The following is an 18,696-nucleotide window of genomic DNA, read 5'->3' on the forward strand; positions in this document are numbered from 1 at the left end:
GGTAGCGCTTGAGTGCGCCTCCTCAGTTCCGTGCCCGGCCGCGCGCCTCGGAAAGGCGGGCCAGGTGTTCCTCATAGCCCTGTGCGTAGTACGCCGCCCGCCCCGAGTCCGGCTCGACGACCGCCGTCGGTCGCGTCCACGCTTCCGCGTCCAGCGCCACCCCGTACCGCTCGGCCGCCGCCAGCACCGCGCCCCGCGCGCCCACCTCGCCCTCGACCACCCTGAGCGGCCGCCCGAGGACATCGGCGAGCAACCGCATCCAGGCCGGGCTGCGCGTACCGCCGCCGCACACCGCCAGCGTCCCGGTGAGCCCCGCCGCCTGAAGGCAGTGCCGGGCCGCGTAGCCGATGCCCTCGCAGGTCGCCCGGACCAGATCGGCGCGGGTCGACTCCAGGGAGACGCCGGTCAGTTCGGCCCGCAGACGGGGTTCGACGAAGGGGGCGCGTTCGCCGGAGGGGGCGAAGTAGGGGAGGACGCGCACGCCGTTCGCCCCGGGCGGCGTCTCCGCCAGCAGCCCGTCGACCTCCTCGTGCCGGACGCCCGTCGTCGACAGCACCCAGTCCAGCGCCGCCGTGCCGACCATCGCGGGCATCGCGCGCAGCCAGTGCCCGGGCCGGTCCGTGTTGATGTACAGGCCGGCCGGCTCGCCCGTCAGATCGAGGTCGGTGGTCGCGACCAGGCTGGCCAGGCAGGTGCCGACGATGAGGAGCCCGTCGCCGGGTGAGGTCACCCCCGCGCCGCGTGCGCAGGCCGGCAGGTCGTACGGTCCGTTCGCGATCCGCGTCCCGGGGGGAAGCCCCTCGCCGCGTGTCCGGGCGGTCGCGATCGGGTCGCTGACGGGGGCGAGGAGCCCGCGGCGGTGGGTCAGGCCGAGGAGTTCGACGACACGGTTGTCGTACGTCCGGGTACGGGGGTCGAGGAACGGCATGGACGCGTCCGACACGTCCGTCGTCGCCCCGCGTCCTCCCGTCAGCCGTTGGAACACCATGTCCTTGCAGTACACGGCGGCACTGGCGGCATCCAGCGCCTTCGGGTCATGGCCGTCCAGCCACGCCAGCAGCGGTCCCGGACACCCCGGGAACATCGCGCTCCCCGTCCGCCGGAACACCGTCTCGAACGTGCCGTCCGCCAGCCAGCGGTCGACGAGTTCGTGTGCCCGGCCGTCCATCCAGGAGGCCGCCGCTCGTACCGGGCGGCCCTCGGCGTCCACCAGCCATACGCCGTCGCCCTGACCGGTGAGCCCAGCCAGCTCGACCGGGTCGGGGGCGCGGTGGGTGACCTCGCCGAGGACGGCCACCACCGCCTCGTAGATTTCCTCCATGTCCTGCTCGACGACCCCGCCGTGCAGGGCGAGTCCCACCGGGCGGGACGCCACGGCCAGTTCGCGGCCCTCGGCGTCGAACGCGGCCGCCTTCACCGTGGACGTGCCCACATCGATGCCTACGTACATTCCCACCCACCTCTTTGACTCGGCCGGCTGTGCTGTGCCTTTTGCGGTTGGCGTGCTCGGGCCTCCGCGCTCCCCCAGAGGGGGGACCCCCAGCCCTCTCGACACCGGCGCGCCCCTCCGGCTCCCTCGCGGCCGGTGTCGTCGGCCCGGTTCAGGTTGGTGGGCCCTCACCGGCACCTCACCTGGCCCTCGCCCTCAGGTCAGACAGTGCGCAAGCTGTTCCCCCCGTGCCCAGCGGCCCACCTCCGCGGCGGCGATGCGGGCCGCCTTCTCCGCCACCGCGCGGGACGCCCCGCCCAGGTGCGGGGTGAGGACCACGCGGTCGGCGAGGGCGTGCAGGCGGGAGGCCGACGGGAGCGGCTCCCGTACGTAGGTGTCGAGCGCCGCTGCCGACAGGCGTCCGCTCGCCAGCGCGTCGCACAGCGCCTCCTCGTCCAGCAAGGGCCCCCGCGCCGCGTTCACCACCACCGCGCCCTCCGGCAGCAGGGCAAGTTCCCGGGCGCCGATGAGGCCGCGGGTCTCGGTGGTGAGGCGGGCGTGCAGGGTGATCACCCGGGAGGTGCGGAGGAGTTCGTCGAGGGACGTCACCCGCAGGCCGTGGATCTCGCCGTGGACGTACGGGTCGAAGACCATGACCCGTGCCCCGAACGCGCACAGCACGCGCGCGACCCTGCTGCCCACGGCCCCGTAGCCGACCAGTCCGACGGGCAGGTCCTCCAGCTCCAGGCCGCTGTGCTCGTAGGTGTAGTAGGTCGCGCCCTCCCAACTGGCCTGGCGGGCGAGGAGGTCGTGGGCCTGGGGGATGCGGCGCAGGGCCGCCAGCATCAGGCCGACGGTGAACTCGGCGGTGGCGGCGGCGTTGCGGCCGGGGGCGTAGCACACCCGGACGTCGTGCCGTTTGGCCGCGTCGAGGTTGACGTTCACCGGGCCGCCCCGGCAGACGACCACCAGCCGCAGGTCCGGGCAGGCGTCGAGGACGCGTTCCGTCACCGGGCCCATCTGGGTGACCAGCACCCGGGCTCCGGCGAGGGCCTCGATCAGCTGGTCCTCGGCGTCGCTCGCCTCCGTCACCTCGGCCACCGGGCCGAAGGGGTCCAGTGGCCAGCCGAGGGTCAACTCGCGTACATCACAGGTGAGTTCGTGACCGATTGCCTGGCTGATGAGCGACGGCAGGATGAAGTGGTCGCCCGCGGCCACCACGCGCACGCTGTTCCCGTTGGTCATCGTAGGGAGTCTCCTGTCTCGGCGTCGAAGACATGGGTGAGGTGAGGGTCGGCGGTGACGTGGACGCGGTCGTCGTGGGCGAGGCGGACCTCGGGGTCGGTGAGGACGACGAGGGGCTTCTCGACGCCGTCCAGGGTGAGGGTCGCGATGCCCGACTCCAGGAGGGGCTCGTGGGCGACCACGCGGGCGGGCAGGCCGTCCTCGCCGGTGAGGGTGAGGTCCTCGGGGCGGATTCCGACCACCACGTCCCGGCCCTCCGGTACGGGGAGCGGGAGTGCGACGCGCGCCGCGGGGGAGAGGCGGGCGTGGGCGTCGGCCTCCGTGGTGCCGGGGAGGAGGTTGATCGCGGGCTCGCCCACGAAGTCGGCCACGAAGACGTTGGCGGGGCTGTCGTAGATCTCGTACGGGGTGCCGAGCTGCTGGATGACGCCGTCCTTCATCACCGCGATCCGGTCGGCGAGGGACAGGGCCTCCTCCTGGTCGTGGGTGACCAGGATGGTGGTGTGGCCCAAGTCGCGTTGGATGCGCTTGAGTTCGCGGCGGGTGGTGTCGCGCTGGGCCGCGTCCAGGTGGGAGAGGGGCTCGTCGAGGAGCAGCACGTCCGGTTCGCGGATCAGGGCCCGGGCCAGGGAGACCCGCTGCTTCTGGCCGCTGGAGAGGCCGGCGGGGCGGGCGTCCAGGAGGGTGGTCAGGTCTACGCGCGCGGCGATCTCCCTGACCTTGCGGTCGACGTCGCCCCGGTCGGCCCGGCTGCGGGCCTTCAGCCCGAAGGCCAGGTTCTCCGCCACGGTGAGCGGTGGATAGAGGGCGTAGTTCTCGAAGGCGACGCCGATGTTGCGTTGTTGCGCCGGGCGGGCGGTCACCGACGAACCGCCGACCAGGATGTCCCCGCCGGTCACCTTCTCCAGGCCGGCGATCATCCGCAGGGTGGTCGACTTGCCGCAGCCCGACGGGCCGAGGAGGCCGAGCAGTTCCCCGGAGCGCAGGATCAGGTCGATGCCGCGTACGGCGTCCACCGCCGGGCGGCCCCGCGCCGAAAAGGTCTTGCGCAGTTCACGTAGCTCCAGCTCGGTCATCGCTGCCCTTCGTCACGTTCGCCGGCTCAGGACCTGTCCTGGCGCAGACTTCGTAGGTGACCTTGTGCTCGTCCAGGTCCCGCAGCGCCTCCGCCGACGCCCCGTCGTCGACGAGGAGCAGGTCGAAGCGGGAGAGCGGGACCACCCGGTGCAGGGCGACCCTGGCGAGCTTGGTGTGGTCGATCAGCAGGACGTTGCGGGCGGCCGCGTCGAGCATGGCCCGCTTCACCGACACGATGTGCTGCTCCTGGTGGTAGGCGTAGCCCCCGCGCACGGCCGACGTCGACGCGAAGCAGACGTCGACGCGCAGCTGCTCGATCGCCTCGACGCAGGACACGCCGAGGAAGGAGGAGTGCAGCGGGTCGTAGTCGCCGCCGAGGGCCATGAGGTGGATGCCGCGCTGGTCGGAGAGGAGGTTGATCGCCTCCAGGAAGTTGGTGACGATCGTGAGCGGGGTTATCTCGCCCAGGCGCAGCCTGCGGGCTATCTCCAGGGTGGAGGTGGAGTCGTCCAGCATGATCGCCATGCCGGGCTCGACCAGCTTCAGGGCGCGGTCGGCGACGGCGGCCTTCTCCGCGCGCATGGTCTTCAGGCGGTACTGCACGTTCGACTCGAAGACACCGGACGGCTGGGCCGTCACCCCGCCCCTGAACTTCCTTACGATGCCCTGCCGTTCGAGCTCGTCGAGGTCCCGGTGGATCGTCATCAGGCTGACGCCGAAGCGCTCGGCCAGCTCGGCCGCCGTCGCCGTTCCGTCGGCGAGGACCCGCTCGGCCATGGCGGACTGGCGGGCGGCGGGGCCCTGCTGTGCGTTGTTCAATCCCCGGTTCATGGTCCGATCCTTCGTCCTGGACGCTCCGGCCGGTCGGCCTCGAACAGCATCAGGTTCTCAGGCCGCACCGACAGCCGTACCGGATCGTCGGGCCGAAGACCGGCCGCCGCCCCGCGCGGGGCGACCAGCGACACGTGCTGCTCACCCAGCCGGACGGTGACCTCCACGGACCGGCCGAGCACCTCGGTGACGTAGACGGTGCCGGTCAGCTCGTGACCGGGGCCCTCGCCGAGGGTGAGGTCGCGGGGGCGGACGCCGATCAGTGTCTGCGCGCCGGGGGCCGCCGGGGCCGGTAGCGGCAGTTCGACCCCGCCGTCCGCGGAACGGAAGCCGCCGGCGGGTGTGACCGCCCCGGGGAGGAGGTTGATCCGGGGGCGCCCGAAGGCACGGGCGACCTCCGTGTCGTAGGGCCGGTACCAGATCTCCTCCCGGGTCCCCGTCTGCACGATCCGCCCGTCCCGGATGACCCCGATCCGGTCGCCGAGCGCCAGGGCCTCCACGGAGTCGTGGGTGACGTAGAGGGTCGTGGTGCGCCGTACCGCCCCGATCGCCTTCAGTTCCGCCCGCATCTGCTGGCGCAGCTTGGCGTCCAGGTGGGACAGGGGCTCGTCGAGGAGGAAGGCTCGGGCGGGGCGGACCAGGACGCGGCCGAGGGCGACGCGCTGGCGTTGGCCGTTGGAGAGGTGGCCCACGGGGCGGTCCAACAGGGCGGAGATGCCGAGGAGTTCGGCGATCTCACCGATCCGCTCCCGGGCCTGGGCGGCGGGCAGGCGGTGGCGTGGGGAGCGGAGCGGGGAGGCGAGGTTGTCGTAGGCCGACTTGTGCGGGTAGAGGGCGTAGCTCTCGAAGCACATCGCCACGCCACGGTCGTAGGGCTCGACGCCGCGCATGTCCCTGCCGTCGAGTTCGACCGTGCCGGCGTCGGGCTGTTCGAGGCCGGCGACCGTCTTGAGGGTGGTCGTCTTGCCCGCGCCGGACGGGCCGAGCAGGCAGAAGAACTCGCCCTCCGCCACCTCCAGTTCCAGGCCGTCGAGGGCCGTCGTCTTCCCGTACGTCTTGCGGATCCCCCGCAGTGCGACGGCCGTGCTCACGACTTCACCGCCCCGAACGACAGGCCCCGCACCAGATACCGCTGGATGGTCAGCGCGAGCAGCAGGGGCGGAACGACGGAGACCAGCGCGGCGGCGGCCGTCAGGTTGTACTTGGGGCGGTCCCCGCCGAGGAAGGACAGGGCGCCCACGGTCACGGTCTGGGCCTCGTTGGAGGTGAGGATGAGGGGGAAGACGAAGTTGTTCCAGGCGAAGATGAAGGCCAGGAGGGACACCGCCGCCACTCCCGGCTTCACCAGCGGAAGGGCCACCCTCAGGAACGCCTGTTTGCGGGTGTAGCCGTCCAGCAGCGCCGCCTGCTCCAGTTCGGGGGTGAGGTCGGCGAAGTACGACCGCATGATCCACACGATCAGCGGGAGGGTGACCAGCTGGAGCACCCAGACCATGCCGACGTACGTGTCGAAGAGTCCGAGCTTCTGGTACAGCACGAACAGCGGGATGATCACGGTGAGTTCGGGCGCGAACCGGAACGACAGCAGCGTGAACATCAGGTTCTCGGAGCCCTTGAACCGCCAGCGCGCCGAGGCGTACGCGGCCGGGAGCCCCACGAGGAGCGACAGGACCACCGCTCCCACCGACACCACCAGGCTGTTGACGAAGAACCGCACGAACGGGATGCCCTCGCTGTCGCCGAGGACCGTGCGGTAGCCGTCGAGGGTGGGGGAGAAGGAGAAGTAGGTGGAGAAGAGCTGGTTCGTGGGCTTCAGGGAGAGGATCACCATCCAGGCGATCGGGAAGAGCGCGAAGAGGAAGTAGAGGATGAGGGCGGCGTCGGCCAGCCATCCCAACAGGCGTTTCCTTACCGTCATTTCGCCTCGGCCGCCTTCCGCTGGATCTTCCCCAGGTGCTTCACCAGCACCATCGCGGCGAGATACACGACGGCCCACAGCACGATCGTGTAGCTGATGCCGAACGAGTACCGCTGGAACCGGATCGCCTCCAGGTACGCCCGGATCTGGAGGACGACGGTCGAGTCACCCGGGCCGCCCTCCGTCAGGGCGTAGATGATGTCGAACACCTTCAGCGAGTCCATGAAGCGGAAGATCACCGCGACGAGGACGTACGGCCACAGCATCGGCAGCGTGAGGCGCCGGAAGGTGTACCACCAGCCCGCGCCGTCCACGGCCGCCGCCTCGAAGGGGGAGGTGGGCAGCGACCGCAGTCCGGCGAGGGCGAGGATCGCCACGAACGGGGTGTAGACCCAGACGTCCACCGCGATCGACGACAGCAGGGCGCCGGTCGGGGTGTCCGTCCACTGGACTCCGCCCAGGCCGAAGGGTCTCAGCAGGTAGTTGATCACCCCCACCGACGGCTGGAGCATCAGCTTCCAGATGATCGCCGCGATCACCGGCGCGATCATCAGCGGCAGGATGAGGATCTTCTCCAGTACCCGTCCGACGATCGTCGACCGGTGCAGCAGCAGGGCGACGGTCACGCCCAGCACGGTCTCCACGGCGGCCGCCCCGACCGCGTACAGCACCGTCACCCACGCCGAGTTCCAGAAGGCCTCCTGCGTGAAGACGGCCTCGTAGTTCTCGAACCGCACCATGTCCGGCTGCGGCTTGCTCGCCGAGAAGTCGAACAGCGTGTAGTAGAGGCCGAGTCCGAAGGGGTAGAGAATCCCGCAGGTCAGCAGCAGGGCGGGGACGATCAGGACGTACGGGCGAAGGGCGAGCCGCCATCCCATCGGCTAGCCCACCTTGTCGGCGAGGTCGCCCGCCAGCCCGTCGAGCACCGACTTGGCGCCCTGGCCGCCGTAGATCTCCTGGAGGGCGGACGCCCAGCTGGTGGTGGCGTCGAAGAACTGCGCCTGCGGGGTGAACTGGATCTTCGTCTGGTCGACGACCGTCTCGAAGGTCTCGATGAAGCCGGGCAGGTGCCGCATCTTGTCCTTGTAGGCGGAGTCGTCGGCGATCGATTTCCGCACCGGGTCGATGTGGTTGTGCGTGATCGCGCTCTTGAGCAGGTGCTCCTTGCCGGTCGCCCACTGGAGGAACAGCCAACTGGCGCTCTTCTTCTTGCTCTTGGCGTTCATGCCGAGCGACCAGATCCACATGTTGGTGGCCAGCGACCCGTCCGGTCCCTTCGGGCCGGGGTGGAAGGCGATCTTCCCGGAGGCGGGGCTGGCGCCCTCCACCGCCTGGAAGTAGGCCGCCGTGTCCGCGTCGAACAGCATCCCGGCCTTCTTCGCGCCGAGGTCGCTGGAGCACTGGTACCAGGTGTACGACGTCCAGGACGGCGGCCCGCCCTGCTTGACCATGCCGGCCCAGTCCTCGGTGAAGGCGACGGCCTCGGGGCTGTTCATGGCCGGTGTGAGCTTCCCGCCCTCGACCGTGAAGTCCTTGAGCCCGTTGCGGGCGTACATCGTCATGAAGCCGGGGTGGATCGTCGCCCAGCTCCGCGATCCCCGTACGGCGATCCCGTACATGCCGTCGAAGCCCGCGCCCGGCGCCTTGCGCTTGATGGTCCCGGCGAGTTCGCGCAGCTCGTCGAAGGTCTCGGCGGGCTTGAGGCCGAGCTTCTTGAAGACGTCCGTGTTGTAGGCGACGACGTTGGTCTCCCAGCCCCACGGCAGCGCGTACTGCCCGCCCTGCCCGAGCGGCGCGCCCGCCTTCAGCGACCACTGGTCGGCCTGGAGGAGGTTCGGGAAGAAGTCGGCCTGGTCCCATTCGGAGCCGGTGGCCGAGGAGTTGCGCATCCAGGGGCCGAGGTCCTCCAGCCAGCCGGGCGGGCCGTACTGCCAGACCATGTACGCGCCCAGCATGAAGACGTCGTACGAGGCGCGTCCGCTGGACAGGTCGACGGTGAGCTTGTCGAAGTAGTTGTCCTCGGGGAAGACGTCGTACTCGACCTTGATGCCGGTCTTCTCGGTGAACGACTTCAGGTCGGCGATCAGGGCGTCCGTGTAGGGGTGCTTGTTGAGGAGCGCCTTGACGGTCGTGCCCTTCTCCCGCTTCCAGTCGAAGGAGCCGGTGACGTCGTCCGCGGCCGAGCCGTCGCTCTTGTCGTCGTCACCGCCGAATCCGGCCCCGCAGGCGGAGAGGAGGGGAGTGGCGGCCAGGGCGGCGCCCAGCGCCAGGAAACGTCGGCGGTCGTGCGCGTGCATGTCCATCCGTGACCTCCACGTGGGGTTCGGCCATCCGGGTGTGCTCGATTAACACGGCGAGTCGACTCGTTAACAGAGGGTGGAACGGCGGAAGTTGGGCGTCAATCCCTCGCGCACGGGAAAATCTCAGGGCAGAGTGAGAAGTTCACGACTCGGATCGCGATGTACGGGAGGTCCGGATGGTGCACGAGCACTTCGAGAGCGAGGCCTGGCTCGGGATCGACCTGGGCACCCAGAGCGTCCGGGTCCTGCTGGTCACCGGGGACGGCACCGTCCTCGGCAGCGGCTCGGTCCCCCTCGGCGGGCGACGGGACGGGGTGCGGCACGAGCAGGATCCGGCCGAGTGGTGGGACGCGCTGCGCGCGGCGTCCCGTGCCGCGCTGCGAGGCCGGTCGAAGGTGCGGGTCGGCGGGCTCGCGGTGTGCGGGACGTCCGGGACCGTGCTGCTGACGGACGGGGCGGGGCGGCCGATGAGCCCCGCGCTGATGTACGACGACGGGCGCGCGACGGCGCAGGGGGCGCGGGCGAGGATGGCGGGGCTCGCGGTGCAGGACACCTGGGCGTTGCCGAAGGCGCTGTGGCTGGCCGGGACGTACGGGCAGGGGCGGATCACCCATCAGCCCGACCTGGTCGTCTCCCTGCTCACCGGCGAGCTGCCCCCGGCCGACTCCAGCCACGCCCTGAAGACCGGCTACGACGTGGAGCGCGACGCCTGGCCGTCCATGCTGTCGCGCCTCGGCCTGTCCGACACGGCGATCCCCGACGTCGTCCGCCCCGGCACCCTCCTCGGCGAGGTCACCGCGACCGCCGCCGAGGCCACCGGCATCCCGGCCGGCACCCCCGTCCTGGCCGGGATGACCGACGGCTGCGCGGCCCAGATCGCCTCCGCCGCCCTGCGCCCCGGCGCCTGGAACTCGGTGCTCGGCACCACGCTGGTCCTCAAGGGCGCCTCCCCCAGCCCCGTCCGGGACCCGGCCGGCGTGGTCTACAACCACCGTGCCCCGGACGGGAGTTGGCTGCCAGGCGGTGCCTCCAGCGTGGGCGCGGGTGTGCTCACGGCGGCGTTCGCGGGCGCCGACCCGGCGGCCATGGACAAGCTGGCCGCCGCCCATGAGCCGTCCGGCGCGATCACCTACCCCCTGGTTTCCCCCGGCGAGCGCTTCCCGTTCCTGGCCCCGGACGCCTTCGCGCTCGTCCTCGGCGAACCCGAGTCGGACGCCGACCTGTGGGCCGCGCTCCTCCAGGGCGTCGCCTTCACGGAACGCCTGTGCCTGGACTACCTGCACCACCTGGGCGCCCCCCTCGACGGCCCCCTCACCCTCACGGGCGGTGCCGCCCGCAGCCCGTACTGGAACCAACTTCGCGCCGACATCCTGGGGCGCCCGGCCCGCGTACCCGAACAGACCGAACCGGCTCTGGGGATGGCCGCGTTGGCGGCGTACGGGGCGGGCGCGGCACCGGATCTGGCGGCGGCCGCGGAGGGCATGGTCCGCATCGGCACGACCGTCGCGCCCCGCCCCGACCGCACCGCCCGCTTCGCCGAGCCGTACGCCCGCCTGGTGAAGGAACTGGAGGAACGCGGTTGGCTGCCGACCCCGGTCGCGCGCCACGCCCGCGGCCGCCTGGGCGGCGGGCCTCCGCCGGGCCCGGATACTACGGATTCATGAGCCCACCCTCGCCACAACGCCACCGCGGCCCGATGCCGCACGCTCCGCGCGGCCTGCGGCCCGTGAGCCCCGTCGCGCCGGGCTGCGCGACCTCCCCGCGCCGGCACCGGCGCCGAATGAAACCGGACGGCCCATGACCACAGCCACGACCCTCCTCCTCGCCCGGCACGGGCAGACGATCTGGCACGCCGAGAACCGCTACGCCGGGATCAGCGACGTGCCCCTCACCGACACGGGCCGCGCCCAGGCCGAGGCCCTCGGCCGCTGGGCCGCCGCCCACCCGGTCGACGCGATCTGGACCTCGCCCGTTTCCCGTGCGGTCGTCACCGCCGAGCCCGCCTGCCGGGCCCTCGGACTCACCCCGCACCGCGAACCCGGCCTGCGCGAGTGTGACTTCGGCGTGCTGGAGGGCCGTACCCTCGCGGAGTTCGCGGCCGAGGACCCGGCCGCCGCGGAGGCTTTCCGCACCGACCCGGTGGCCCACCCGTTCCCGGACGCGGAGAACCCCGCCGCCGCCGCCGAACGCGGTGCCGCCGCGCTGCGCCGCATCGCCGCCGCCCACCCGGGCGGCCGGGTCCTGGTGGTCGCCCACAACACGCTCTTCCGCCTGGTGCTGTGCACCCTGCTGTCGATCCCGGCCGGGGAGTACCGCAGAGTGTTCCCCCGGTTGCGGAACGCGGCGATCAGCGAACTCCTCATGAAATCCGACGGATCCGCCGCACTTCTCTCCCTCAATGTGCCGTGCGAGCCGGACGTCTCGTAGCACCATGTGCCCATGACGGAGATCGACACCTCGGTACCCCACTCGGCCAGGATCTGGAACTACTGGCTGGGCGGCAAGGACAACTACCGCGTGGACGAGGAGGCCGGCGACGCCTACACCGCCGTCTTCCCCGGCATCGTCACCATCGCCCGCAGCAGCCGTGCCTTCCTGGGCCGCAGCATCCGGTACCTGGTCACGGAGGCGGGCATACGCCAGTTCCTCGACGTCGGCACGGGCCTGCCCACCGTCGACAACACCCACGAGGTCGCCCAGCGCCTCGCCCCCGAGTCGAAGATCGTCTACGTCGACAACGACCCGCTGGTGCTGGCCCACGCCCGCGCCCTGCTCACCTCGGCGCCCGAGGGGGTGACGGCGTACGAGGACCTGAGCCTCTACGAGCCGGAGAAGATCCTGGAGGCGGCCTCCCGGACCCTCGACCTCTCCCGGCCCACGGCCCTGATCCTCAGCGGCATCCTCGGCCATGTAGCCGACCACGAGCAGGCCCGCGACATCGTCCGCCGCCTCCTGGCCGGCCTGCCCTCCGGCAGCTACCTCTCCCTCAACGAGGGCTCCCGCGGCACCGACCCGGCCTACGAGCAGGCCCAGGACGCCTACAACGAGACGGGGGCCGTCCCCTACTTCCTCCGCCCGGTCGACCAGATCGCCGCCTACTTCGAGGGCCTGGACCTGGTGGAGCCCGGCCTGGTCTCCGTCCCGCTGTGGCACCCCGAGCCGGGCGAGGAGGAGCCCCGGCCGATCGGCCAGCACGGCGCCCTGGGCCGCAAGCCCTGACGCCCTCCCGGCACGGGGAAGCCCCCGCGAGTCACGTCCTCGCGGGGGCTTCCTTCATTCCGCCTGCCGTGCGTGAAAGGTGAGAAGACGATCACGAGGCAGGACGCCGGGGACTCCGTTACGGAGCGAGCAGCAGCACGTCGGCGCGGGACTTGGCGGCCTCGTAACGCCGGGCCACGTCCTGCCAGTTGACGACGGCCCACATGGCGTCGATGAAGTCGACCTTCTGGTTCTTGTACTGGAGGTAGAAGGCGTGCTCCCAGGCGTCGAACACGAGGATCGGCGTGGCGCCCTGGCCGACGTTCCCCTGGTGGTCGTAGACCTGCTCGACGATCAGCCGCCCGCTCAGCGGTTCGTAGGCCAGCACACCCCAGCCGGAGCCCTGGGTGGTCGCGGCGGCCTTGGTGAGCTGCGCCTTGAAGCCCGCGAACGACCCGAACGACTCGGCGATGGCGTCCGCCAGGTCGCCCACGCCGTCCGCCGCGAGCGGCTCGCCGCCGCCGTCACCGGTCATGTTGTGCCAGTAGATGCTGTGCAGGATGTGCCCCGACAGATGGAACGCCAGGTTCTTCTCCAGGCCGTTGACCGACCCCCACTGCTCCTTGTCCCGCGCCTCCGACAGCTGCTCCAGCGTGTCGTTCGCGCCCTTGACGTACGCCGCGTGGTGCTTGTCGTGGTGCAGTTCGATGATCTCGGGGCTGATCACCGGTGCGAGCGCGGAGTAGTCGTAGGGCAGTTCCGGGAGTGTGTAGACGGGCATGAAGGGTCCCCTCAGGAGCTCTTGTTGCAAGTGGCTTGCAATAACAAGCTAACAGCAAAAGGCCCCCGTGTGGATCACGCGGGGGCCTTTTGCTGTCGGGACGGCGTCAGCCTCTGGCGCGCGCCTTCTGCCACGCGTATCCCGCCACCGCGAGGAACACCGTCATCCCTCCGGTCGAGTACAACTGCACCCGCGTGTCCGGCTCCCGGGCCATCAGCACGAAGATCGCCGCCATCCCCGCCAGCGCGACCCACGTCAGCACCGGGAACGCCCACATCCGCACGACCAGCTTCTCCGGGGCCTCGCGCTCCAGGCGGCGCCGCAGTCGCAGCTGGGAGACGGCGATGAAGATCCAGACGACGAGGATGACCGCGCCGATCATGTTCAGCAGCCAGGGGAAGACGTCATCCGGCCGCCAGTAGCTCAGCACCACGCACACGAAGCCGAACACCGACGAAGCGAGTACGGCGATGCGCGGGACGCCGCCCGAGACGCGGCCCAGCGCCGCGGGACCCTGGCCGCGCTGGACGAGCGAGTACGCGATGCGCGAGGAGCCGTAGATGTTGGCGTTCATCGCGGACAGCAGGGCCACCAGGACCACGACGTTCATCAGCTGGCCGGCGCCGGGGATGCCGAGGTGGTCGAGGGTGGCGACGTACGGGCCCTTCTCGACGACCTCCTTGGAGTCCCAGGGGACCAGGGTGACGACGACCGCCATCGAGCCGATGTAGAAGAGGGCGATGCGCCACATGGCCGTGCGCACCGCGCTCGCCACACCGCTGACCGGGTTCTCCGACTCCGCGGCGGCGATGGTGACCGTCTCCATGCCGCCGTACGCGAAGACCGAGGCGAGCAAGCCGATGATCAGACCCTCGGTGCCGTTCGGGAAGAAGCCGCCCTCGCCGGTGAGGTGGGCGGTGCCCGGCGCGTCCGTGCCCGGCAGGACGCCGGCGATCGCCAGCCCGCCCAGTACCAGGAACAGCGCGATCGCGCCGACCTTCAGCGCCGCGAACCAGAACTCGAACTCACCGAAGTTCTTCACGGCGGCCAGGTTCGCGCCGCAGAAGACGACCATGAACAGGGCCACCCACGCCCACTCGGGCGTATGCGGCAGCCAGGTCGTGACGATCTTCGCGGCACCGATGCCCTCCAGGCCGACGGCCGTGCAGAGCAGGACCCAGAAGGACCACCCGGCCGTGAAGCCGGCCCACGGGCCGATCGCCTTCTCGGCGTGCGCGGAGAACGAACCGGAGGAGGGATACGCGGCCGACATCTCGCCGAGCATCCGCATCACCAGCATCACGAGGAGGCCGGAGAGGACGTAGGCGATGACGATCGACGGCCCGGCGGCGGCGATACCGGCGCCGGAGCCGACGAACAGGCCCGCCCCGATGACACCGCCGAGGGCGATCATCGACAGGTGACGCTGCTTGAGGCCGTGGTTCAGTCCGGGGGAGACGTCGTCCGCCTTCGCGGGCGTCTCCGTGGAGGTGCTGGGCATGGGCGCGGCTCGTCCAATGCGTGAGAGGGCAAAAAACGCCCACAGTCTGGGCAGCCTCTCCGCTCAGAAGGAGAGCCTGCCCAGTATGCGGACACTCGCCGCACGGTAAGTGACGTACCGGCTACACGGTGGCGGCGCGAGGGCTATGCGGCGGCCGGGGTGGCGGCGGCCGTGTAGTGCGACGCGTCCCCCTCGATCGAGTAGCTCGCCTTGCCCTCGATGCCGACCGGCACGTCACCGGCGACGGTCACCCGGTGCAGCCGGCACGGCAGACCGTCGTAGTTGTCGATGGCGTAGTGCTGGGTGATGCGGTTGTCGAAGACGACCAGCTGGTTCTCGGAGGCCGGCAAAGCGGACCACCGCTGCCCAGACGGCGACCGACGGGCGAGACGCCTCTTCACCCGGGGGCTGCGTGATTGGCGTGTTCCTACAGTCGGCTCGAAGGCCCGCCTGTGAGCTTGACGTCCCTGCCTCAGTGACCGGCATCACCCCGTACCCGGTGTAACCCCCACCCTTTGTCCGGAGCCAACCAACCCCGGGTTCGGGCCTTTGTCGACCACTGACGGTGAGGGACCGAAACACCCTGGGATAGCGTCACAGCGTCCCGTACCGCCCTCACCCTCGCGGAGTCCCCATGAGCACCGCTGCCGTCGCCCCCGCCCGCACCGGGCAGGTCCTCGCCGACCTCCTCCCGGCCTCCCGCGTCCGCGACATCGCGCTCGTCGTCGGCGGCGCCGCGTTCACCGGCCTCGCCGCCCAGATCGCCGTGCCCGTGCCGGGCTCCCCGGTGCCGGTGACCGGCCAGACCCTCGCGGTGCTGCTGGTCGGCACGGCCCTCGGCGCCGGCCGCGGCTTCCTCTCCCTCGCGTTGTACGCGCTGGCGGGCATCGCGGGCGTGCCGTGGTTCGCGGACGGCACCTCCGGCGCCGCTGCCCCGTCCTTCGGCTACATCCTCGGCATGATCCTCGCGTCCACCGTCGTCGGCGCCCTGGCCCGCCGCGGCGCCGACCGCACCGCGCTGCGCACCGCGGGCGCGATGCTGCTGGGCGAGGCGATCATCTACGCCGTCGGCGTCCCGTACCTGGCCCTCGCGACCGGCATGTCGGCCACCGCCGCGATCGCGGCCGGGCTCACCCCGTTCCTGATCGGCGACGCCCTGAAGGCGGCCCTGGCGATGGGCGCGCTGCCCACCGCCTGGAAGCTGCTCAACCGCTGACGCCGAAGTCGGTTCGGAAGAGGTTCGCCGGGTCGTACCGCGACTTGATCCCTGCGAGCCTCTTCGACGTCTCGACGTCGTACAGCCCCTCGCCCCGATCCCCGGCCCCGAAGGCGAAGTTGACGGCCCGCCCGAGCGTGACGGGTGCGAGCAGGGCGAAGGCGGGGTCCAGGATCTCCCGGCCCCGCACCCGGTCCGCCATGGTCAACACCCGCACCAGGAACCTGCCTTCGCGGTACGGCACCGAGTTCGGCACCGAGTCGGGCGCGGGCCGGGCCAGCGCCCCGCCCAGATGGTTGACCTGTACGACGCACATGGCACCGGCGGCCTCCGGACCGGTCCGGGCGAGCACCCCGGCCACCGCGTCGAGGTCCCACTCACCCAACACCGCGCTGTCCCCGTAGTAGGAGTGCGGAAAGTCCGGGTCGCCGTGGATGGTGTGGCTCTCGGCGTACGGCATCTCGCGCAGCGAGTCGGACAGCACCGCCCCGATCCTGCGCAGCGGGGCGACGACCCGATCACCGTCGCCTCCGGTCCAGGCGACCCGCACCGAGAGGACGTACCGCCCCCGCAGCCGCGGCGGCAGCGCCGGGATGTCCGGATACGGTACGGCGGCGAAGGACGACGTCAGCCCCTCGGGCACGGTCCGCGTCCACTCCTCGTACGCCCGCAGCACGACCGCAGGATCGACGTCCCGTCCGTCGAAGGCGAGGGAGCCGCCGTAGAGCGTGCGGACCGGAACGAGGCCGATCTCCAGCTCGGTGACGACACCGAAGGCGTGTCCGGCGCCGAGCAGCGCCCAGTACAGATCGGCGTCGGATTCCGAAGTGACGTGGCGCAGCCGTCCGTCGGCGGTGACGACGTCGAGCGAGCGCACATGGTCGGCGGCGTACCCGAACTCCCGGGCCAGGATGCCGAGTCCGCCGCCCAGCGTGTACGACACGGCGCCCACGGAGGGAGCCGACCCGTTCAGCGGCGCGAGCCCGTACGGCGCGGCGGCCGCCACGACCTGCCCCCAGCGGACGCCCGCCTGGAGACGCACGGTGCGGGCGTCGGGGTCGACGCTCACCCCGTCCATACGCCGGGTCGAGACGACGACACCGCCCTCGACCGGGCCGGGCAGCCCGTGCCCGGTGGCGTGGACGCCGAGCGGCAGCTTCCGGTCGGCCGCGTGACGCACGGCGGCGACCACGTCATCGGCCGAGGACGCGGTGAAGACCACGTCGGGGCGTTGTACGAAGCCGGTCTGGAATCCGGCGAGTTCCGCTACGTCGTTCATGGCGCCCAGGCTCGCCGCATTACCTGACATCCGCCGTCATGTTTTCGGCGAAGACCCGGGGTGCGGTACGGCTACCGCACCCCGGGCCGTTCCGAGTGTCCGGCTCAGCCCTCCAGCGAGCGCCCGGGACGCCGCAGTTGGGACCACCACAGCCCGGCCGCGCCCGCCGCGATCAGCGTCGCGCCGGCCGCGCCCAGCGGCAGGACGTCCCGGCCGAGGCCGGTCTTGGGCAGTTCGTCGGCGCCGGGTGCGACGGGCCTGTTGTCGGTGCCGAGGAGCAGCGGGGTGGCCGGGGCGTCGGGTGACGGGTTCGCCGTACCGAACGGCACGGGGCCCTGCTGCCAGTACGTCTTCTTGCCGTCGCCGCTCTGCACGGGCAGGCAGATCTTCCCGGGCTTGCTCAGGTCGTACGTCGCGTCGACGGCGTATGACTTCGACTCACCGGCGGCGAGATTGTCGATGGGACAGGAGAAACCGCTGTTGGAGCCTTCCGGAAGGCTGTTTTTCTCGATAGCCGAGCAGCCCTCGACATTCTTGACCGTCAGGCCGTCGAAACCGACGACCAGAAGCTGGATCTTTCCGCTGTCCTTGGTCCCTTCATTCTTCGCCGTGGCGGTGATCTCCGTTTCTTGCGAACTGTTGTCCACAGAGATTTTCTCGGGCAGCCCAGTAGTGAGCTTCACCCCCGCCGGTGCCTCGTCGATGACCTTTCCCCCCTTGCTGCTGCCAGGACCCTGGTCGTCCGCACCGGCAGTCGCGGAAAGGATCAGTACTGCCGAGAAAGCTGTCGCGACCAGCGATCCCGCGATGGCCGTCGTGCGACGAGAACTCATGTTCGTCCCCCTTGCCTGCGCCTGAATTCGCAGTACTCGAAGAGGTACCACAAGATTTCTCCGCACTATGCTGGTACGGCACGAAGTGTGACCATTGTGTTTCAATGGCGGATGTCCGATGTGGCATCGAGGGGGGTGCAGCGGATTGCCGGGAAATATGGGGGACATGGGGAATACGAGGAGCGGCGGGGTTCCAGGTCTACTGGTGACGGGCCGTTATCGACTGGTCGAGAGTATCGGTCAGGGGGGAATGGGGCGCGTGTGGCGAGCGGTCGACGAAATACTCGATCGGCTCGTCGCCGTCAAGGAAATGCGTATCGACGGCCTCGACCCCGAGGACACGCGCACCCGCCGTGAACGCACCCTGCGGGAGGCGAGGGCGACGGCACGCATCGACCACCCCAACGTCGTCCGGGTCTACGACGTGGTCGACGAGGGCGAACGCCTTTGGATCGTCATGGAGTTGGTGGTCGGCCGCTCCCTGGAACGCATCATGGCGGAGGAGGGCCCGCTGGGCCCGTGCGAGACGGCCCGGATCGGCATCGGGCTGCTGGCAGCACTGCGCCAGGTCCACGCCCGGGGCGTACTCCACCGGGACATCAAGCCGGGCAACGTCCTGGTGGAGACGGAGGTGACGCGGCCGCGCGGGCGGGGCCGCGTGGTCCTGACGGACTTCGGCATCGCGGCGATCCAGGACGCGAAGGCCCTCACCATGGTCGGCATGCTCGTCGGCTCCCCCGACTACATGGCTCCCGAACGCATCTCCGGCCGCCCTCAGGGCCCACCGTCCGACATCTGGTCCCTGGGCGCCACCCTGAGCGCGGCCCTCGCCGGCCGCTCCCCCTTCTCCCGCGACACAACCCTGGCAACCCTGCACGCGGTCCTGTACGAGGAGCCCGAACTCCCGCCCACCGCAGGCCCCTTGCGGACCATCCTCACCGCCCTCCTGCAAAAGGACCCAACCCTCCGCCCCGGCCTGGACAACCTGGAAACGGCCCTGGAACCGGTGGCGTTCCCGACGCCCACGCCGACGATGCCGGTGGTGGCGGGACGGAGACCGGGGCGAGGGCTGGGGCGACGGCTGGTCC

Annotated in this window: 17 protein-coding genes and 1 pseudogene; 5 read left to right on the forward strand and 13 right to left on the reverse strand. The window is 70.9% G+C overall.

The features are described 5' to 3' along the window. Window positions 1-22 precede the first annotated feature (22 nt). The 8 genes from ADK36_RS35195 to ADK36_RS35230 all read right to left on the reverse strand — a co-directional run bounded on the left by ADK36_RS35195 (window position 23) and on the right by ADK36_RS35230 (window position 8,803). On the reverse strand, window positions 23-1,450 hold the full coding sequence (locus tag ADK36_RS35195; RefSeq protein ID WP_048585465.1) for an FGGY-family carbohydrate kinase: 1,428 nt from the start codon (window positions 1,448-1,450) through the stop codon (window positions 23-25). Between the two features lie 195 nt (window positions 1,451-1,645). Then, entirely contained in the window at window positions 1,646-2,674 is a 1,029-nt protein-coding gene (locus ADK36_RS35200) for a 2-hydroxyacid dehydrogenase (protein ID WP_048585466.1), read from the reverse strand. Further along, complete coding sequence (locus ADK36_RS35205; RefSeq protein ID WP_048585467.1) at window positions 2,671-3,750, reverse strand: ABC transporter ATP-binding protein; 1,080 nt, start codon at window positions 3,748-3,750, stop codon at window positions 2,671-2,673. The genes ADK36_RS35200 and ADK36_RS35205 overlap by 4 nt, the downstream gene beginning before the upstream one ends. After that, complete coding sequence (locus ADK36_RS35210) at window positions 3,728-4,582, reverse strand: DeoR/GlpR family DNA-binding transcription regulator (protein ID WP_048585468.1); 855 nt, start codon at window positions 4,580-4,582, stop codon at window positions 3,728-3,730. Before ADK36_RS35210 ends, ADK36_RS35205 begins: the two co-directional genes overlap by 23 nt. Continuing rightward, window positions 4,579-5,673: an ABC transporter ATP-binding protein gene (locus ADK36_RS35215; protein ID WP_048585469.1), complete on the reverse strand. Its 1,095-nt coding sequence runs from the start codon at window positions 5,671-5,673 to the stop codon at window positions 4,579-4,581. The genes ADK36_RS35210 and ADK36_RS35215 overlap by 4 nt, the downstream gene beginning before the upstream one ends. Beyond that, on the reverse strand, window positions 5,670-6,479 hold the full coding sequence (locus ADK36_RS35220; protein WP_234329998.1) for a carbohydrate ABC transporter permease: 810 nt from the start codon (window positions 6,477-6,479) through the stop codon (window positions 5,670-5,672). Before ADK36_RS35220 ends, ADK36_RS35215 begins: the two co-directional genes overlap by 4 nt. A 17-nt stretch (window positions 6,480-6,496) precedes the next feature. Continuing rightward, window positions 6,497-7,378 (reverse strand): carbohydrate ABC transporter permease, encoded by an 882-nt coding sequence (locus tag ADK36_RS35225; protein WP_048585471.1) that lies wholly within the window; start codon window positions 7,376-7,378, stop codon window positions 6,497-6,499. Between the two features lie 3 nt (window positions 7,379-7,381). Beyond that, window positions 7,382-8,803 (reverse strand): ABC transporter substrate-binding protein, encoded by a 1,422-nt coding sequence (locus ADK36_RS35230; RefSeq protein ID WP_048585472.1) that lies wholly within the window; start codon window positions 8,801-8,803, stop codon window positions 7,382-7,384. 173 nt (window positions 8,804-8,976) lie between these two features. On the opposite strand from ADK36_RS35230, the gene ADK36_RS35235 reads away from it, so the two are divergent. The 3 genes from ADK36_RS35235 (at window position 8,977) to ADK36_RS35245 (ending at window position 12,019) form a co-directional block, all read left to right on the forward strand. Further along, window positions 8,977-10,464: an FGGY-family carbohydrate kinase gene (locus ADK36_RS35235; protein WP_053200453.1), complete on the forward strand. Its 1,488-nt coding sequence runs from the start codon at window positions 8,977-8,979 to the stop codon at window positions 10,462-10,464. Between the two features lie 133 nt (window positions 10,465-10,597). Further along, a complete protein-coding gene (locus ADK36_RS35240) occupies window positions 10,598-11,227 on the forward strand; it encodes a histidine phosphatase family protein (protein ID WP_053200455.1) in 630 nt (209 codons plus the stop codon). 12 nt (window positions 11,228-11,239) lie between these two features. After that, window positions 11,240-12,019, forward strand: coding sequence for an SAM-dependent methyltransferase (locus ADK36_RS35245; RefSeq protein ID WP_053200458.1), 780 nt, complete (start codon window positions 11,240-11,242; stop codon window positions 12,017-12,019). Window positions 12,020-12,137: 118 nt separating this feature from the next. Here the strand turns inward: ADK36_RS35245 and ADK36_RS35250 are convergent, their stop codons facing one another. The 3 genes and pseudogenes from ADK36_RS35250 to ADK36_RS35260 form a co-directional block, all read right to left on the reverse strand. Beyond that, complete coding sequence (locus ADK36_RS35250) at window positions 12,138-12,779, reverse strand: superoxide dismutase (protein WP_048585476.1); 642 nt, start codon at window positions 12,777-12,779, stop codon at window positions 12,138-12,140. Window positions 12,780-12,885: 106 nt separating this feature from the next. Beyond that, on the reverse strand, window positions 12,886-14,280 hold the full coding sequence (locus ADK36_RS35255) for an amino acid permease (protein ID WP_048585477.1): 1,395 nt from the start codon (window positions 14,278-14,280) through the stop codon (window positions 12,886-12,888). Window positions 14,281-14,423: 143 nt separating this feature from the next. Beyond that, window positions 14,424-14,621: pseudogene (locus tag ADK36_RS35260) on the reverse strand (TauD/TfdA family dioxygenase); the annotation flags it as partial. A gap of 293 nt (window positions 14,622-14,914) precedes the next feature. Between ADK36_RS35260 and ADK36_RS35265 the strand changes: the two are divergent. After that, the gene (locus ADK36_RS35265; protein WP_030052259.1) at window positions 14,915-15,496 is read left to right on the forward strand and encodes a biotin transporter BioY; all 582 of its coding nucleotides are present in this window, start codon (window positions 14,915-14,917) and stop codon (window positions 15,494-15,496) included. Here the strand turns inward: ADK36_RS35265 and ADK36_RS35270 are convergent. Beyond that, window positions 15,486-16,775 (reverse strand): FAD-binding oxidoreductase, encoded by a 1,290-nt coding sequence (locus tag ADK36_RS35270; protein ID WP_234329999.1) that lies wholly within the window; start codon window positions 16,773-16,775, stop codon window positions 15,486-15,488. The genes ADK36_RS35265 and ADK36_RS35270 overlap by 11 nt on opposite strands. Before the next feature lie 104 nt (window positions 16,776-16,879). Beyond that, window positions 16,880-17,608, reverse strand: a complete 729-nt coding sequence (locus ADK36_RS35275) for a hypothetical protein (protein WP_048585480.1) — start codon at window positions 17,606-17,608, stop codon at window positions 16,880-16,882. A 250-nt stretch (window positions 17,609-17,858) separates the two neighbouring features. On the opposite strand from ADK36_RS35275, the gene ADK36_RS35280 reads away from it, so the two are divergent. Beyond that, a partial coding sequence (locus ADK36_RS35280) for a serine/threonine-protein kinase (protein WP_234330000.1) occupies window positions 17,859-18,696 on the forward strand: 838 nt, incomplete at its 3' end.

Source organism: Streptomyces viridochromogenes, from assembly GCF_001270495.1.
Classification (GTDB): domain Bacteria; phylum Actinomycetota; class Actinomycetes; order Streptomycetales; family Streptomycetaceae; genus Streptomyces; species Streptomyces viridochromogenes_A.

Excerpts from the sequence above, each read along its gene's own strand:
- ADK36_RS35240 (WP_053200455.1), top strand. The coding sequence starts at position 10,598 with ATGACCACAGCCACGACCCTCCTCCTCGCCCGGCACGGGCAGACGATC.
- ADK36_RS35255 (WP_048585477.1), bottom strand. The coding sequence starts at position 14,280 with ATGCCCAGCACCTCCACGGAGACGCCCGCGAAGGCGGACGACGTCTCC.
- ADK36_RS35235 (WP_053200453.1), top strand. The coding sequence starts at position 8,977 with ATGGTGCACGAGCACTTCGAGAGCGAGGCCTGGCTCGGGATCGACCTG.
- ADK36_RS35265 (WP_030052259.1), top strand. The coding sequence starts at position 14,915 with ATGAGCACCGCTGCCGTCGCCCCCGCCCGCACCGGGCAGGTCCTCGCC.
- ADK36_RS35245 (WP_053200458.1), top strand. The coding sequence starts at position 11,240 with ATGACGGAGATCGACACCTCGGTACCCCACTCGGCCAGGATCTGGAAC.
- ADK36_RS35230 (WP_048585472.1), bottom strand. The coding sequence starts at position 8,803 with ATGGACATGCACGCGCACGACCGCCGACGTTTCCTGGCGCTGGGCGCC.
- ADK36_RS35200 (WP_048585466.1), bottom strand. The coding sequence starts at position 2,674 with ATGACCAACGGGAACAGCGTGCGCGTGGTGGCCGCGGGCGACCACTTC.
- ADK36_RS35250 (WP_048585476.1), bottom strand. The coding sequence starts at position 12,779 with ATGCCCGTCTACACACTCCCGGAACTGCCCTACGACTACTCCGCGCTC.
- ADK36_RS35275 (WP_048585480.1), bottom strand. The coding sequence starts at position 17,608 with ATGAGTTCTCGTCGCACGACGGCCATCGCGGGATCGCTGGTCGCGACA.
- ADK36_RS35210 (WP_048585468.1), bottom strand. The coding sequence starts at position 4,582 with ATGAACCGGGGATTGAACAACGCACAGCAGGGCCCCGCCGCCCGCCAG.
- ADK36_RS35205 (WP_048585467.1), bottom strand. The coding sequence starts at position 3,750 with ATGACCGAGCTGGAGCTACGTGAACTGCGCAAGACCTTTTCGGCGCGG.
- ADK36_RS35270 (WP_234329999.1), bottom strand. The coding sequence starts at position 16,775 with ATGAACGACGTAGCGGAACTCGCCGGATTCCAGACCGGCTTCGTACAA.
- ADK36_RS35195 (WP_048585465.1), bottom strand. The coding sequence starts at position 1,450 with ATGTACGTAGGCATCGATGTGGGCACGTCCACGGTGAAGGCGGCCGCG.
- ADK36_RS35225 (WP_048585471.1), bottom strand. The coding sequence starts at position 7,378 with ATGGGATGGCGGCTCGCCCTTCGCCCGTACGTCCTGATCGTCCCCGCC.